At 66.3% G+C, this 13,853-nt stretch carries 12 protein-coding genes and 1 pseudogene; 5 read left to right on the forward strand and 8 right to left on the reverse strand.

Translation table 11 applies throughout. The annotated features are described in order from the left end of the window. Nucleotides 1–49: 49 nt before the first annotated feature. The 7 genes from tsaA to NFW30_RS13235 form a co-directional block, all read right to left on the reverse strand. The gene (gene tsaA / locus NFW30_RS13205) at nucleotides 50–808 is read right to left on the reverse strand and encodes a tRNA (N6-threonylcarbamoyladenosine(37)-N6)-methyltransferase TrmO (protein WP_295355791.1); all 759 of its coding nucleotides are present in this window, start codon (nucleotides 806–808) and stop codon (nucleotides 50–52) included. Nucleotides 809–844: 36 nt separating this feature from the next. After that, entirely contained in the window at nucleotides 845–1,219 is a 375-nt protein-coding gene (locus NFW30_RS13210) for a CbiX/SirB N-terminal domain-containing protein (protein ID WP_295355790.1), read from the reverse strand. Nucleotides 1,220–1,257: 38 nt separating this feature from the next. Next, nucleotides 1,258–1,914, reverse strand: a complete 657-nt coding sequence (locus NFW30_RS13215; RefSeq protein ID WP_295355789.1) for an HAD-IA family hydrolase — start codon at nucleotides 1,912–1,914, stop codon at nucleotides 1,258–1,260. Next, complete coding sequence (gene ubiG / locus NFW30_RS13220) at nucleotides 1,907–2,608, reverse strand: bifunctional 2-polyprenyl-6-hydroxyphenol methylase/3-demethylubiquinol 3-O-methyltransferase UbiG (protein ID WP_295355788.1); 702 nt, start codon at nucleotides 2,606–2,608, stop codon at nucleotides 1,907–1,909. Before ubiG ends, NFW30_RS13215 begins: the two co-directional genes overlap by 8 nt. A 119-nt stretch (nucleotides 2,609–2,727) precedes the next feature. After that, nucleotides 2,728–3,408, reverse strand: coding sequence for an OmpA family protein (locus NFW30_RS13225; RefSeq protein WP_295355787.1), 681 nt, complete (start codon nucleotides 3,406–3,408; stop codon nucleotides 2,728–2,730). Between the two features lie 77 nt (nucleotides 3,409–3,485). Next, entirely contained in the window at nucleotides 3,486–4,811 is a 1,326-nt protein-coding gene (locus NFW30_RS13230; RefSeq protein WP_295355786.1) for a TRZ/ATZ family hydrolase, read from the reverse strand. 69 nt (nucleotides 4,812–4,880) lie between these two features. Further along, nucleotides 4,881–5,546 (reverse strand): OmpA family protein, encoded by a 666-nt coding sequence (locus NFW30_RS13235; protein ID WP_295355785.1) that lies wholly within the window; start codon nucleotides 5,544–5,546, stop codon nucleotides 4,881–4,883. Between the two features lie 207 nt (nucleotides 5,547–5,753). Here NFW30_RS13235 and NFW30_RS13240 point away from each other — a divergent pair, with 207 nt between their 5' ends. From NFW30_RS13240 to NFW30_RS13250, 3 genes are all read left to right on the forward strand, one after another. Continuing rightward, nucleotides 5,754–6,503 carry an NAD-dependent deacylase gene (locus tag NFW30_RS13240; protein WP_295355784.1) on the forward strand — a complete coding sequence of 250 codons (750 nt, stop codon included), beginning with the start codon at nucleotides 5,754–5,756 and terminating at the stop codon, nucleotides 6,501–6,503. Nucleotides 6,504–6,700: 197 nt separating this feature from the next. Further along, nucleotides 6,701–10,090 carry a transcription-repair coupling factor gene (mfd, locus tag NFW30_RS13245; RefSeq protein WP_295372260.1) on the forward strand — a complete coding sequence of 1,130 codons (3,390 nt, stop codon included), beginning with the start codon at nucleotides 6,701–6,703 and terminating at the stop codon, nucleotides 10,088–10,090. Beyond that, on the forward strand, nucleotides 10,087–11,160 hold the full coding sequence (locus NFW30_RS13250; RefSeq protein ID WP_295355783.1) for a 3-deoxy-7-phosphoheptulonate synthase: 1,074 nt from the start codon (nucleotides 10,087–10,089) through the stop codon (nucleotides 11,158–11,160). Before mfd ends, NFW30_RS13250 begins: the two co-directional genes overlap by 4 nt. Before the next feature lie 67 nt (nucleotides 11,161–11,227). Here NFW30_RS13250 and NFW30_RS13255 read toward each other — a convergent pair whose 3' ends face one another. Beyond that, nucleotides 11,228–12,955, reverse strand: coding sequence for a SulP family inorganic anion transporter (locus NFW30_RS13255; protein WP_295355782.1), 1,728 nt, complete (start codon nucleotides 12,953–12,955; stop codon nucleotides 11,228–11,230). Here NFW30_RS13255 and NFW30_RS13260 point away from each other — a divergent pair. Both NFW30_RS13260 and NFW30_RS13265 read left to right on the forward strand, forming a co-directional pair. After that, nucleotides 12,942–13,199 carry a hypothetical protein gene (locus tag NFW30_RS13260; protein WP_295355781.1) on the forward strand — a complete coding sequence of 86 codons (258 nt, stop codon included), beginning with the start codon at nucleotides 12,942–12,944 and terminating at the stop codon, nucleotides 13,197–13,199. The genes NFW30_RS13255 and NFW30_RS13260 overlap by 14 nt on opposite strands. A gap of 103 nt (nucleotides 13,200–13,302) precedes the next feature. Then, nucleotides 13,303–13,853, forward strand: a pseudogene (locus NFW30_RS13265) (magnesium transporter); the annotation flags it as partial.

The raw sequence follows: 13,853 nt of genomic DNA on the forward strand, positions 1-13,853 counted from the left end.
CCACATCCTCAACCGCTCGCAGCCAGATATCGGCACTTTTCCGCAGCCACTAACACCCCCGGCAGAGCCCGGCGTCGCCCGGGCCGGCCGCAGTCAGTGGAACGATTTCCTCGACGATCGCCCGCAAGTCGGTGCAACGCCACCTGATCTCGAGGTCGAAGACGCGAAAGCCATAGATCCGTTCAGCGTCCTCGGCATACGCCGGCCGTGGGTCCTGTGCCAGCACCTCGCTCAGCAGCTCCTGCAGATGCGGCCAGCGCGACGACTGCTGCCGCAACCGCGCCAGGGCGGACGGGCGGAATTCGACGGCCAGTCGTGGCGGCGGCCCGGGAACGAAGCCAGAGCGTGCCTGCGGCACACTGTCGACGAAAGGCAGGTAGGGCTTGATGTCGATGACCGGCGTGCCGTCGAGCAGATCGACCCCGGCCAGCTCGAGGACCACGCCGGCGCGCGTGTCGACGGCGGTCAGTTCGACGAGCGACAAGCCGATCGGGTTGGGGCGAAAGGGACTGCGGCTGGCAAAGACGCCCACCCGCCGGTTGCCGCCGAGACGAGGCGGGCGAACGGTCGGGCGCCAGTCGCCGGCACCACGATGGAAGATGAAGCTCAGCCAGACGTGCGAGAAGCCTTCCAGACCGCGCACCGCTTCGGCGCGATCATACGGTCGCAGCAGGCGCAGCCGTCCGACGGCATGCGGAGCCAGTCGCGGCTGACGCGGAATGCCGAAGCGGTCCCGAAACGGGGTCTCCAAATAACCGATTGGCGACACGACGAACTCGGACACCGCTAGCACGCACTTCCGCGGCATCCGTCAGCGCCACGCCGCGCGCCGGCGGCGAGCGGCTCAGGCGTCGAGCAGCGACAGGGCATGACTGGCCATCGCCCGCGCCACCGTCTCCGCCTCGCCGACTGCATCGGCCAGTTCGAAGGTGGTTCCCGGGTGCTGCCGTCGCAACTCGGCGAGCAGCAGCGGCACATCACGCTTCAGGTGACCGCCGCGGGCGATGAACATCGGCAGGACGAGGACGCGCGCGACGCCGTCGGCAACCAGCCGCTCGGCGCAGTCGCGCAGGTTCGGCAGCATGAACTCGAGGAAGGCCAGTTCGACACGGAGGCCGGGCGCCTGCTGGCGCAGCAGCGCACACACGCGCTGCATCGGCCGCGCCCACTCGGGGTCGCGAGCACCATGCGCAAAGAGGATGAGGGCGGTTTCCGGCATGGCGACAGTCTAGCGCATCGGACCCCGGCTCGCGGCGATCAGCCGAAGCCGGCGACGACGGCGATGTCCTCGGCCCGCGCCACAAGGTGGTCGGCGCCCCAGGCCTCGATCGGTTCACCCTCACCGAGGTAACCATAACGCACGGCGACCGTCGCCATGCCGGCCGCCCGGCCGGCCTGGATGTCGCGCACGTCGTCACCGACGTAGAGGCAGCATGCCGCATCGGCGGCGAGCAAGCGGCAGGCGAGTTGCATCGGCTGGGGCGCCGGCTTGGCGCGGCGGGCCGAGTCGCCACTGACGACGCAGGCGGCGCGCCGGGCATAACCGAGCTGGTGCAGCAATGGCAAGGTGAAACGCTGCGCCTTGTTGGTGACGATGCCCCACGCCGCACCCCGCCCCTCGCAAGCGTCGAGGACTTCGTCGATGCCGGCGAAGATGGTGGTGTGCACACAGATGTCGGCGCTGTAGTAACGCAGGAAGCGCTCACGGAACTCGTCGTAGAGCGGATCGGTCGGCCGCATGTCGAGTCCGGCGGCGAGCATGCCGCGCACGCCGTGCGAGGTGTGCGGGCGCAGGCGGGCAGTCGGCACCGGCGCCAGATCGAGATCGGCACGCAGCCGGTTGAGCGCCGCCGCCAGATCGGGGGCGGTATCGGCGAAGGTCCCGTCGAGGTCGAAGAGGACGGCGTCAAACATCCTTCACCAGATGCACCAGATAGTTGACGTCGGAGTCGCTGCCCAGCGTGTAGCGTCCGCTCAAGGGGTTGTAGCTCATGCCGCGCAACTCGCGCGACTCGAGCCCAACCTGCCGCCCCCAGCGCAGGAGTTCGGACGGCCGGATGAAGCGGGCATAGTCGTGCGTGCCACGCGGCAGCAACCGCAACAGGTACTCGGCGCCGATCACCGCCAGCAGGTAGGCCTTCAGGTTGCGGTTGATGGTCGAGAAGAAGACGCTGCCACCCGGTCTGGCCAGCGCGGCACAGGCAGCGACGGTGCTCGCCGGATCGGGAACGTGCTCGAGCATCTCCATGCAGGTGACGATGTCGTAACACCCGGCTTCACTGGCCGCCAGTTCTTCCGCCGCCACCTCGCGATAATCCACGCTGCGGCCGCTCTCCAGCAAATGCAGACGGGCAACGGCGAGTGCCTTGCGAGAAAGGTCGATTCCGGTCACCACCGCGCCGCGTTCGCACATGCCCTCGGACAACAGGCCGCCACCGCAGCCGACATCCACCACCTTCCTGCCCGCCAACGCGCAGCGACTGTCGATCCAGTCGAGGCGCAGGGGATTGATCTCGTGCAAGGGCTTGAAATCGCTCCCCGGATCCCACCAGCGGTGCGCCAGCTGGCTGAATTTCTCGAGTTCCCCCGGGTCCGCGTTGATCGTCATCGTCTCACCTTCTCCGCACCGGCAGCGGGGAAAGCCCGCCGCTGCCAGCCAGTTCGGTCACTTCGTCGTGCACAATGAAAAAGCCCTGCCGGGGCAGGGCTTTCCGTGGCACACATCGCTCACTTGGTGCCGATGAGCTCGATGTCGACACGACGGTCGGGCTGCAGGCACTCGATGACCTGCTTGGTCGCCTTCTTGCCCGGGCACTGATCAGGCTTGGTGACCGGATTCTTCGGACCCTTGCCTTCGGTGTAGATGCGGTTGGCGTCGACACCCTTGCTCACCAGGTAGGTCTTGACCGCAGCGGCGCGACGCTCGGAGAGCTTCATGTTGTGCGCCAGCGAACCGAAACGGTCGGTGTGACCGACGGCCAGGATCACTTCCAGCTTGATCTGCTTCGCCTTGGCAGCCACTTCGTCAAGCTTCTTCTTGCCTTCCGGACGCAGCACCGCCTTGTCGAAGTCGAACAGCGCGTCGGCGGCAACCGTGATCTTGTCACCCGTCGGCTTCGCCGTCGGCGCGGCGGCGCCAGCCCTCGGTGCCGGCGGCTCGCAGACTTCCTTCGGCAGCAGGTCCTTGTCGCACTTGCAACCGGCTGGGTCGTTGGCCGCAGCAGCCGGCGTCCAGAAACCGGTACGCCAGCAGAGGCCGGTGCCGCTCATCACGACTTCACCGCGCTGATCGATGACGTATACCCGATTCAGCGGAATCGAGGTCTGTGCCTGCGCGGACGACGCGCCAAAGCCGAAAGTCGCGGCAAGGAGCGCGGCCAGCATGGAGTTTCTTGCGGTTCTGTTCATCTCGGTTTCCTTCATTGGTTGAAGCCTGCGGCAGAAACCCGCAAAGCCTGTTATGCCTCGTTTCTTGACCGAACTCATCACGGACGGATTTTATTCTGCCACAACAGGGCCATTCCGATCAATCCGCTTTCGTCGCCTTCGCTCAGCCGCCCGTTCTCGACCCGCACCCGTCCGGCGACCCAGACGTCGCTGACATGCTCGCGTCCGACCGCGTAGGCGAGATGCGAAACCGGGTCGTAGCAGGGAGCGAGCGCGACGTCGTCGAAACTGACGGCGCAGAGGTCGGCCGACTTGCCGACGACGATCGAGCCGATCTCGCCGTCGAGACCGAGTGCACAGGCGCCGCCGAGGGTCGCCATGCGCAGGACCTGGTGCGCCGCGACGGCATCGGCACGGCCATCACGTTCCTTGGCCAGCAACGCCGCCAGACGCATTTCCTGAAACAGGTCGAGGCGATTGTTGCTCGCCGCGCCGTCGGTGCCGAGCCCGAGGTTGACTCCGCGCGCGGCAAGCCGCGCGATCGGTGCGATGCCGCTGGCCAGCTTGAGGTTGGAACTCGGGCAGTGTGCCACCGAACAGCCATGCGCTGCCAGCAACTCGATCTCCTGCGCCTCGAGGTGCACGGCGTGTACGGCGATCAGCGTCGGGCCAAGCAACCCGAGGCGGCGCAGGCGCTCGATCGGTCGCACGGCGAAGCGCTGCAGACTGTCCTCGATCTCCTGCTGCGTCTCGTGCAGGTGCAGGTGCAGCGGCACTTCGATCTGTTCGGCGAGCGTCAGCACCTGCGCGAAGCTGCGATCGGCGACGGTATAGGGAGCGTGCGGAGCGAGGCAGAACGACAGCAGCGGCTGTCCGAGAAAACGGTCGCGCACCGCCAGTCCTTTCGCCAGATAGTCATCCGCATCGGCCGCGTAGTTGCTCGGAAAGTCGACGGTGATCAGGCCGATCGCAGCGCGGATTCCCGACGCCAGGGCAGCCTCCGCCGCCGCCGCGGGAAAGAAGTACATGTCGTTGAAACAGGTGATGCCACCGCGCAGCATCTCGGCACACGCCAGTCGGGTGCCATCGTGGACGAACTGCGCCGAGACGTGCCGCGCCTCGGCCGGCCAGACATGATCCTGCAGCCACCGCATCAGCGGCAGGTCGTCCGCGAGACCGCGCAGCAGGCTCATCGCGGCGTGTGTGTGCAGGTTGACCAGCCCGGGCAGCAACACGTGCTGCGGCAGGCACTTGCGTTTGCGCGCCCGGTAACGAGCGTCGACTTCGGCGCGTGGCACGATGGCGACGATGCGCCCGCCGTCGACGACGACGGCGTGCTGGTCGAGAACGGCCCCGGCCGGCTCGACGGGCACGACCCAGCGCGCCTCGATCACCAGATCGACCAGCGGCAGACTCGTCGTCATCGGCGAACGACCGCGCCAAGGCTAAAAAAAACCCCGCTTTCGCGGGGTTTTCTGCGCAGCGCGCCGGCCTTACTTGGTGCCGATGAGTTCGATGTCGACACGACGGTCAGGCTGCAGGCACTCGATGACCTGCTTGGTCGCCTTCTTGCCCGGGCACTGATCAGGCTTGGTGACCGGATTCTTCGGACCCTTGCCTTCGGTGTAGATGCGGTTGGCGTCGACACCCTTGCTCACCAGGTAGGTCTTGACCGCAGCGGCGCGACGCTCGGAGAGCTTCATGTTGTGCGCCAGCGAACCGAAACGGTCGGTGTGACCGACGGCCAGGATCACTTCCAGCTTGATCTGCTTCGCCTTGGCAGCCACTTCGTCAAGCTTCTTCTTGCCTTCCGGACGCAGCACCGCCTTGTCGAAGTCGAACAGCGCGTCGGCGGCAACCGTGATCTTGTCACCCGTCGGCTTCGCCGTCGGCGCGGCGGCGCCAGCCCTCGGTGCCGGCGGCTCGCAGACTTCCTTCGGCAGCAGGTCCTTGTCGCACTTGCAACCGGCTGGGTCCTTGGCGGCAGCGGCCGGCGTCCAGAAGCCCGTACGCCAGCACAGGCCGGTACCGCTGAGAACGACTTCACCGCGTTGATCGATCACGTAAACGCGATCACCGGCGGTTTGCGCCTGCACAGCGCCAGCCGCCGCGAAGAGGCCGATTGAGGCCAGCAGGGTAATGATGGTTTTCGATTTCAAGATGTTCCTCCTCGATTAATCTCTGTTACGTCCGAATGCGTGAAACGCGATGCGATTTTTGCGCAGTCAGGAAATTTAAGCATACAAACTTGATTTTCTTCAAGCATCGGCCCGGAATTGTGTAGTATTTATGCAACGAAACTGGGTGTCCGGCGGCACGTCGGCGCCGCCAGCCAGCCACCGCGAGTTCAGGCAAGGGAGGAGAAGATGCAAGCAGCCAGTCTCGATTCGCTCGCTTCGATGGTCCAGGCGGCGCGCCGGGTGGTCGTCTTTTCGGGTGCGGGACTGTCCGCCGACAGCGGCATCCCGACCTTCCGTGACGGTGCCACCGGCCTGTGGAACAACGTCGACCCGGACGAGGTGGCCAGCATCCAGGGTTTCCTGCGCAATCCCCGGCGCGTCTGGAGCTGGCTGCTGGAACTCAAGGCGCTGGTCGATGACCGACGTCCGAACCCGGGGCACCGGGCGATCGCCCGCCTGGAAGAGCTCTGCGCGGCGAGCCGGTTCACCGTCATCACACAGAACATCGACGGCTATCACGCGCTCGCCGGCAACCAGGACGTGCTCGAGGTTCACGGCACCATCCACCGCGTCCGCTGCCACCGGCATTGCGGCTATGCCAGCACTTGGGACCAGGCCGCCAGCGAGCCGTTTGCGTGCCCCGACTGCGGCGCTCCGGTACGGCCCGATCTGGTGATGTTCGGCGAAATGCTCGACGAGGAAGTCTTTGCCGCAGCCCAGGCGTGCAGCCTCAGTGCCGACGTCTTCTTCTGCGTCGGCACCTCGTTCACCGTCCAGCCAGCCGCCCACCTGCCGGTCTGGGCCAAGTACTCCGGCGCGACGGTGATCGAGGTCAACCCGCACCCGACGTCGCTCAGCGAAGCGGCCGACTACTCGATCCGCAGTGGTGCCTCGCAGTTCTTCTCGGCGCTCTGCAATCGACTCGCCCCCGACTGAAGGAAGAACGACCCGCAACGCCGCGGGCCGGCGGCGACGCTGGCCGGACCGAGGCATCGTCTATAATGCGCGGCTTCCGTTGCCCCGGGCCTGCACGCTTCGCCAGGCGGGCAAGCGCCAATCGCCACCTGAATCCAGAGCCGCCGTCCTTGTCATCACCGCTTCCCCCACTGCCCTTGCCAGCCACGGGCGAGCGCTTGCAGTGGCCGTCATTCGCCGGCTCGGCCGACGCGCTGCTTCTGGCGCAGGCTGCCAACGCCGCCCGCAGCCGAGCCCGGGGTGGGCTGCTGGCCGTCATCACCAGCAGCGCGAGCGACGCGCAGCGACTGCTGCAGGAAATTCCGTGGTTCGACGGCGGGCTACGGGTCCGCCTGCTGCCCGACTGGGAAACACTGCCCTACGACGGCTTCTCGCCGCATCTCGACCTCGTTTCCGAGCGCCTGGCGACGCTCTACGCGGTGACGCGTGGCGAATGCGACGTCCTGCTGCTGCCAGCGGGCACCGCTGTCTGCCGTCTTGCACCACCGGCCTACCTCGCGGCCTATACTTTCTTCCTCAAGCAGGGCGAGCGTCTGGATGGTGAGCGGTTCCGCGCCCAGATGACGCTTGCCGGCTACGCGCACGTGACACAGGTGGTGGCACCGGGCGAGTACTCGATCCGCGGCGGCCTCATCGACCTCTTCCCGATGGGCGCGCAACTGCCGTTCCGCCTGGATCTTTTCGACGACGAGATCGAGCACATCAAGACCTTCGATGTCGACAGCCAGCGCACGCTGTATCCCGTCGCCGAGGTCCGTCTGCTGCCGGCACGCGAGTTCCCGCTCGACGGCGCCGCACGCAGCCGTTTCCGGCAGCGCTTTCGCGAAGCTTTCGAAGGCGATCCCGCGCGCTCGTCGATCTACCGCGATGTCTCGAACGGCGTCGCCAGCGCCGGGATCGAGTACTGGCTGCCGCTGTTCTTCGATGCGACCGCAACGCTTTTCGACTACCTGCCGCCCAGCACGCTGCTCTGCCTGCACAATGATGTTGCCGAGGCCGTGCGCGCCTTCTGGCGCGAGGCGCAGTCGCGCTACACGCTGCTCGCGGGTGAACGCAGCCGTCCGCTGCTGCCACCGGACGAACTCTTCCTGGCTGAAGAACCGTTCTTCGTCGCCGCCCGCGCCTATGCCCGCCTCAGCCTGCGGGCAGGCGGCGACGGCCCGGCACGCCGCCTGCCCGAATTGGCGATCGACCGCCGCGCCGACGATCCCCTGCGCCGCCTGAAGACCTTCCTCGACGGGTTCCCCGGCCGCTCGCTGCTGCTCGCCGAGTCCGCCGGGCGACGCGAAACGCTCGCCGCGCTGCTCGCGGACTACGGCCTGCAGCCGCGCGCCTGCGGCAGCTTCGACGAGCTGCGCGCCGGCGAGGCAGCCCTTTCGCTGGGGGTCGGACCGCTGCACGATGGCTTCCTGCTCGACGGGCTGGCGATCATCACCGAGGCCGAGCTCTACGCCGGCAGCCCGTCGCGCCGCGCGCGCCATGTCGCGGCGCGACGGACGTCGATCGACAACTGGCTGCGCGACCTGACCGAGCTGAAGGTCGGCTCGCCAGTGGTGCATGAACAGCACGGCATTGGCCGTTACCAGGGGCTGGTCCATCTCGATCTCGGTGAAGGTGACACCGAGTTCCTCGAACTGCACTATGCCAACGATGCGCGGCTCTATTTGCCGGTGTCGCAACTGCACGTCATCGCCCGCTATTCGGGAACCGACCCCGACGGCGCGCCGCTGCATACCCTCGGCTCACAGCAATGGGAAAAGGCGAAACGCCGCGCCGCATTGCAGGCACGCGACACGGCCGCCGAGCTGCTGGCCCTCTACGCCCTGCGTGCGGCGCGGCAGGGACACGCCTGCGACTTCAAGCCACACGACTACGACGCTTTTGCCGACGGCTTCGGCTTCGAGGAAACCCCCGACCAGGCGGGCGCGATCGCCGCCGTGATCGCCGACATGCGGTCCGGACGGCCGATGGATCGTCTGGTCTGTGGCGACGTCGGCTTCGGCAAGACCGAGGTGGCGCTGCGCGCGGCCTTCTGCGCCGTCGCCGGCGGCCGGCAGGTGGCCGTCCTCTGCCCAACGACACTGCTCTGCGAACAGCACTTTCAGACTTTCGGCGACCGCTTTGCCGATTGGCCGGTGCGGATTGCCGAGCTGTCCCGCTTCAGGACGGCGCGTGAGGCCGCGCAGGCGCTGCAGGAGCTGGCCGACGGCCGTCTGGACATCGTCATCGGCACCCATCGCCTGTTGCAGAAGGACGTGCATTTCAAGCGTCTCGGCCTGGTGGTGATCGACGAGGAGCATCGCTTCGGCGTCCGGCAGAAGGAAGCGCTGAAGGCACTGCGCGCCGAGGTCGATGTCCTGACGCTGACCGCGACACCGATCCCGCGCACGCTCGCGATGTCGCTCGAGGGACTGCGCGACTTCTCGGTGATCGCCACTGCCCCACAGAAACGTCTGGCGATCCGGACTTTCGTCAGCCGCTTCTCCGACGGCATCATCCGCGAAGCCCTGCTGCGCGAATTCAAGCGCGGCGGCCAGGTGTACTTCCTGCACAACGAGGTCGAGACGATCGAAAACATGCGTGAGCGCCTGGGCAAGCTGTTGCCCGAGGCCCGCATCGTCGTCGGTCACGGGCAGATGAAGGAGCGCGACCTCGAGCGCGTGATGCGCGAGTTCACCCAGCAGCGGGCCAATCTGTTGCTGTGCACGACGATCATCGAAACCGGCATCGACAATCCGCACGCCAACACGATCCTCATCAACCGTGCCGAGAAGTTCGGGCTGGCGCAACTGCACCAGCTGCGCGGTCGCGTCGGACGTTCACACCACCAGGCCTATGCCTACCTGCTGACGCACGACGACGCGGCGCTCAACAAGCAGGCGAGGCAACGCCTCGAGGCGATCCAGATGATGGACGAACTCGGTGCCGGCTTCTACCTGGCGATGCATGACCTCGAAATCCGTGGCGCCGGCGAGGTGCTCGGCGCCAGCCAGTCGGGCGAGATGCTGGAAGTCGGCTTCCACATGTACAGCGAGATGCTCGGACGTGCCGTTGCGGCATTGCAACAAGGCCAGGATGCGGACCCGTCACAACCGTTGGCGGTCACCACCGAGATCAGGCTGCACGCGCCGGCCCTCCTCCCCGACGACTATGCGCCCGACGTGCACCAACGCCTGACCCTCTACAAGCGCCTGGCGGATTGCACGCTTGACGACGAACTGAGTCAGCTGCACGAGGAACTGGTGGATCGCTTCGGTGAGCTGCCGCCGCAGGCGCGCGCGCTGCTCGACAGCCATCGGCTGCGCCTGCTGTGCAAGCCAGTCGGCATCACCAGGCTTGATGCCGGCCCCGAACAGATCGTCGTGCAGTTTGCCGCGAATCCGCCACTCGATCCGCTGCGGATAATCCAGCTCATCCAGAAGGACCGCAACTATCGCCTCGCCGGACAGGACCGACTGGTCCTCAGGCGCGAGTGCCCGACCCTTGCCGAACGTGTCGCCGCGGTCAGGGAAATCATTCATCAACTCACCGCCGAGCGCCAGCCATGACCACTCTCGACATCGACAACATCAACGTCACCGCCTTCGACCCGATGCCCTCGCCTGACGATATTCTCGCCCTGCAGCCGCTGCCGACGCACGCCGCCGAAGTCGTCAGGAACAGCCGCGACGTCCTGCGGCAGATTCTGGATGGCAGAGACCACCGCCTCTTCGTTGTCGTCGGCCCGTGCTCGATCCACGATCCGGTGGCTGGCCTCGACTACGCCAGGCGGCTGCGGGCGCTGGCCGAGGAAGTCCGTGAAACGCTCTACCTGGTGATGCGCGTGTACTTCGAGAAGCCACGGACGACGACCGGCTGGAAGGGCTACATCAACGATCCGGACATGGACGACTCGTTCCACGTCGACCAGGGGATGAGCAAGGCGCGCCGCTTCCTCCTCGAACTGGCTGAACTGGGTCTGCCCGCCGGCACCGAGGCCCTCGACCCGATCGCTCCGCAGTATCTCGGCGACCTCATCAGCTGGACGGCAATCGGCGCCCGCACCACCGAGTCGCAGACCCACCGCGAGATATCCTCGGGTCTGTCGACCCCGGTCGGGTTCAAGAACGGTACCAGTGGCGACGTCGGCATCGCCGTCAACGCCATCGTCTCGGCGTCGCGGCCGCACAGTTTCCTGGGCATCAACGGCCAGGGCCGCACGGCGATCGTGCGCACGCGCGGCAACCGCTATGGTCACCTGGTCCTGCGCGGCGGCGACGGGCGACCGAACTATGACACGGTCAGCGTGCAGATCGCCGAACAGGCCCTGTCCAAGGCGGGATTGCCGGCCAACATCGTCATCGACTGCTCACACGCCAACAGCTACAAGAAGCACGAGTGGCAGCCGCTGGTGATGGCCGACGTGGTCAACCAGGTCCGTCTCGGCAACCGGTCACTGGTCGGCATGATGATCGAGTCGAACCTCGTCGCCGGCAATCAGGCAATTCCGGAAGACCTCTCGCAGCTCAGGTATGGATGCTCGGTCACCGATGCCTGCGTCGACTGGCCAACCACCGAACAGATGATCCGCAGTGCCGCCGGGCTGCTGCGCGAGGTGCTGCCGGGCCGCAGCCGCTAGGACGTCGCCTCGCCTGCCGGCAGCGCGCGATACAAGCGTCCACGGCTGACGCTTTTCGGCAAGGATCTCAGCGCCGCGCCGCCCGCACGGCGGCATCGCCATGCTGCCGCGTGAACGCCTCGGCCGCTTTCCCGACCGAAACGAAGAAATCCATCTTGCCGATCTCTTCTGAAAGACCGACCTTGGCCAGTTCCTCGAGGAAGGGCCGCGGGGCATCGGCGATCTTGACGTCAACCCCCTCGTCGGCGAGTTCGCGGTGCAGCTCGGCGAAGCGCTGGGCAGCGGTCACGTCCATGTCGTGGATCGCCTGTGCGTCGATGACCAGCCAGCGCACCGGCGCGTCGGCCGCATCGACCAGGGTCCGGATGCGGTTCATGACATGCCGGGCGTTGGCGAACATCAGCGGCGCGTAGAGTCGGTAGACCAGCAGCCCGGGCACGCTTTCCACACCCTCCTCGTCGTCCCGGCAATCATGGAACTTGCCGTCGATGAGACGCCGGCGCAGCACTGCGTCGTCGGGTCGCGAGATCTCGACGAGAACCGAAATCAGCGACAGCAACAGTCCAAGGATGATCCCCGGTACGACGCCGGCGATCAGGATCGCCAGCGTCACGCCCATCGCGATGCCGCACTCGACCCGATCGACCCGGTACAGGCCGCGCAGCGAGGCCAGTTCCAGCATGCCGATCGCGGTGACGATCAGGATCGCTCCCAGCGCGACCTTCGGCAGCAGGGCGATCAGCCCGGTGAGGAAAAAGAGGAACAGCAGCAGCCCAATCGCCAGGATCAGCTGCGCCACCTGTGTCCGACCGCCGGCCGAATCGACGATCGAGGTCCGCGACTGGCTGGCGGAAACCGGAAAGCCCTGCCAGAGACCGGCGAGGATGTTCGCCGAACCGAGGGCGACGAGCTCGCGATTCGGCCGCACCTCGTAGCCGTTCTTTTCGGCAAAGGTCTGCGCCAGCAGGATACCGTCCGAAAAGGCGAGAAAGGCAATCGCCACCGCCGCCGGCGCCAGCGCCGCGAGGTCTGCCCAGCGCACGCCGGGAATCGTCAGGCTCGGCACGCCCGAAGGCACGGCGCCGACCAGAGCGATGCCGTAGCTGCCGAGATCGAAAAGAAAGGTGGCGACGATCGCCACCGCACACACCGCCAGCGCGCCGGGAATCCGTGGCGCCCAGCGCGCCAGCCCGACCAGCAGGAGAACCAGCAGCACGCCGAGAATGAAGGTGGGAACCTGCGTCTGCGGCAGCTTCTCGATGACCGTGAAGACGATCTCGAAGAACTCCTCGCCTTCGGTCTTGATGCCGAACATCTTGCCCAACTGGGTGGCGATGAGGACCAGCGACGCCCCGTTCAGATAGCCGATGAGAACCGGTCTCGACAGCAGGTCGGCGATGACCCCGAGCTTCAGCCGGGCGGCGAGCAGCAGGACGCATCCCGACAGGACACCGAGGATCGCCGCCAGAACGACGATGCGTGCCGGATCGCCACCGGCGAGCGGCAGGATCGCCGAGCCGGCGAGCAGACCGATTGCCGCATCCGGTCCGGCGATGACGTGCCGCGAACTGGAAAACAGCGCATAGCCGATCGCCGCCGCCAGCGCCGCATAGAGGCCGGCGATCGGCGGCAGGTGCACGAGTTCGGCGTAGGCGATCACCGAGGGGATCGAGACGATGCAGGCGGAAAGACCGGCGATCGAATCCTTGCTCAGCCAGGCTAGGCGATACTCGCGCAACGTGGCGAGCAGCGGCAGGCCTGAATTAAGGAATCTGGAGACGATGGAAGCATTCATGTGCATGGATCCGAAAGAATCTGCTGCGCCGACCGGCGCCGCTCTGCCGTCCACCCGCCGGGTCACCGCCGAATTTGCTCGATCGCTCCAGCAATCCCTGGCGAACCATGACGAAGTATTCAAACCGGCAAAAGAATGCACCATAAGCCGGCACCAAGGCAAGCGGCGCACAAACCGGTTTTCGATGGGTTCGTCGAAGGCCGCGCCGCGCGACCCCGAGCAGCACGCGGCGTGCGTCGCGTGACGCTCGGTGCAGTAGCGCTACCGGGATGATGGACCACCATCGCGAGAGCAGGTAGACTTGCGGCCCGATCGCCGCGCCAGCCAGCTTCAGGGAGAACTTCGCCATGCAGATCAATGTTGAAACCAAGCCCGTCGGCTCCGCCGCCTACGACGCCCGCAAGAAGCGTCTGGTGGAAACGATCGACCGGCTCTACCTGCGCGAGGCGAAGGCACCCTTGCAGAAGATGATCTCGCGCATCCATCCGGCCGATATGGCGGCGATCCTCGATGACTTGCCGCCGGCGCATGTGGTCGACATCTTTCATGCCATTGCCGACACTGCGATGGCAGCCGACGTATTCAATCAGTTGCCCGCCGACCGGCGCACCCAGTTGCTGACCGAGTCGTCGATCGAGAAGATCGCCGGAGTCCTCGAGCATCTGCCGCCGGACGACCTCGCCGACCTCATCGGGGAGTTGCCGGAAGACCAGCGCGAGCAACTGATGGCCCTGCTCGGACGCGACAGCAAGGATGAGGTCGAAAGTCTGCTGCAGTACGACCCGAACAGCGCGGGCGGCATCATGACGACCGACTTCTTCTCACTGCCCCACAGCCTCAGCGTCGAGGAAGCGATCGAGAACATCCGCAGCCGTGAGGACGTCGAGATGGTGTTCTA

Origin of the sequence: Accumulibacter sp. (genome assembly GCF_023806635.1) — a bacterium.
Taxonomy (GTDB): domain Bacteria; phylum Pseudomonadota; class Gammaproteobacteria; order Burkholderiales; family Rhodocyclaceae; genus Accumulibacter.

What these genes read in the sequence shown, in the direction of transcription:
- tsaA (WP_295355791.1), bottom strand. Translation starts at nt 808, where the DNA reads ATGCCGCGGAAGTGCGTGCTAGCGGTGTCCGAGTTCGTCGTGTCGCCA.
- NFW30_RS13210 (WP_295355790.1), bottom strand. Translation starts at nt 1,219, where the DNA reads ATGCCGGAAACCGCCCTCATCCTCTTTGCGCATGGTGCTCGCGACCCC.
- NFW30_RS13215 (WP_295355789.1), bottom strand. Translation starts at nt 1,914, where the DNA reads ATGTTTGACGCCGTCCTCTTCGACCTCGACGGGACCTTCGCCGATACC.
- ubiG (WP_295355788.1), bottom strand. Translation starts at nt 2,608, where the DNA reads ATGACGATCAACGCGGACCCGGGGGAACTCGAGAAATTCAGCCAGCTG.
- NFW30_RS13225 (WP_295355787.1), bottom strand. Translation starts at nt 3,408, where the DNA reads ATGAACAGAACCGCAAGAAACTCCATGCTGGCCGCGCTCCTTGCCGCG.
- NFW30_RS13230 (WP_295355786.1), bottom strand. Translation starts at nt 4,811, where the DNA reads ATGACGACGAGTCTGCCGCTGGTCGATCTGGTGATCGAGGCGCGCTGG.
- NFW30_RS13240 (WP_295355784.1), top strand. Translation starts at nt 5,754, where the DNA reads ATGCAAGCAGCCAGTCTCGATTCGCTCGCTTCGATGGTCCAGGCGGCG.
- NFW30_RS13250 (WP_295355783.1), top strand. Translation starts at nt 10,087, where the DNA reads ATGACCACTCTCGACATCGACAACATCAACGTCACCGCCTTCGACCCG.
- NFW30_RS13260 (WP_295355781.1), top strand. Translation starts at nt 12,942, where the DNA reads ATGGAAGCATTCATGTGCATGGATCCGAAAGAATCTGCTGCGCCGACC.
- NFW30_RS13255 (WP_295355782.1), bottom strand. Translation starts at nt 12,955, where the DNA reads ATGAATGCTTCCATCGTCTCCAGATTCCTTAATTCAGGCCTGCCGCTG.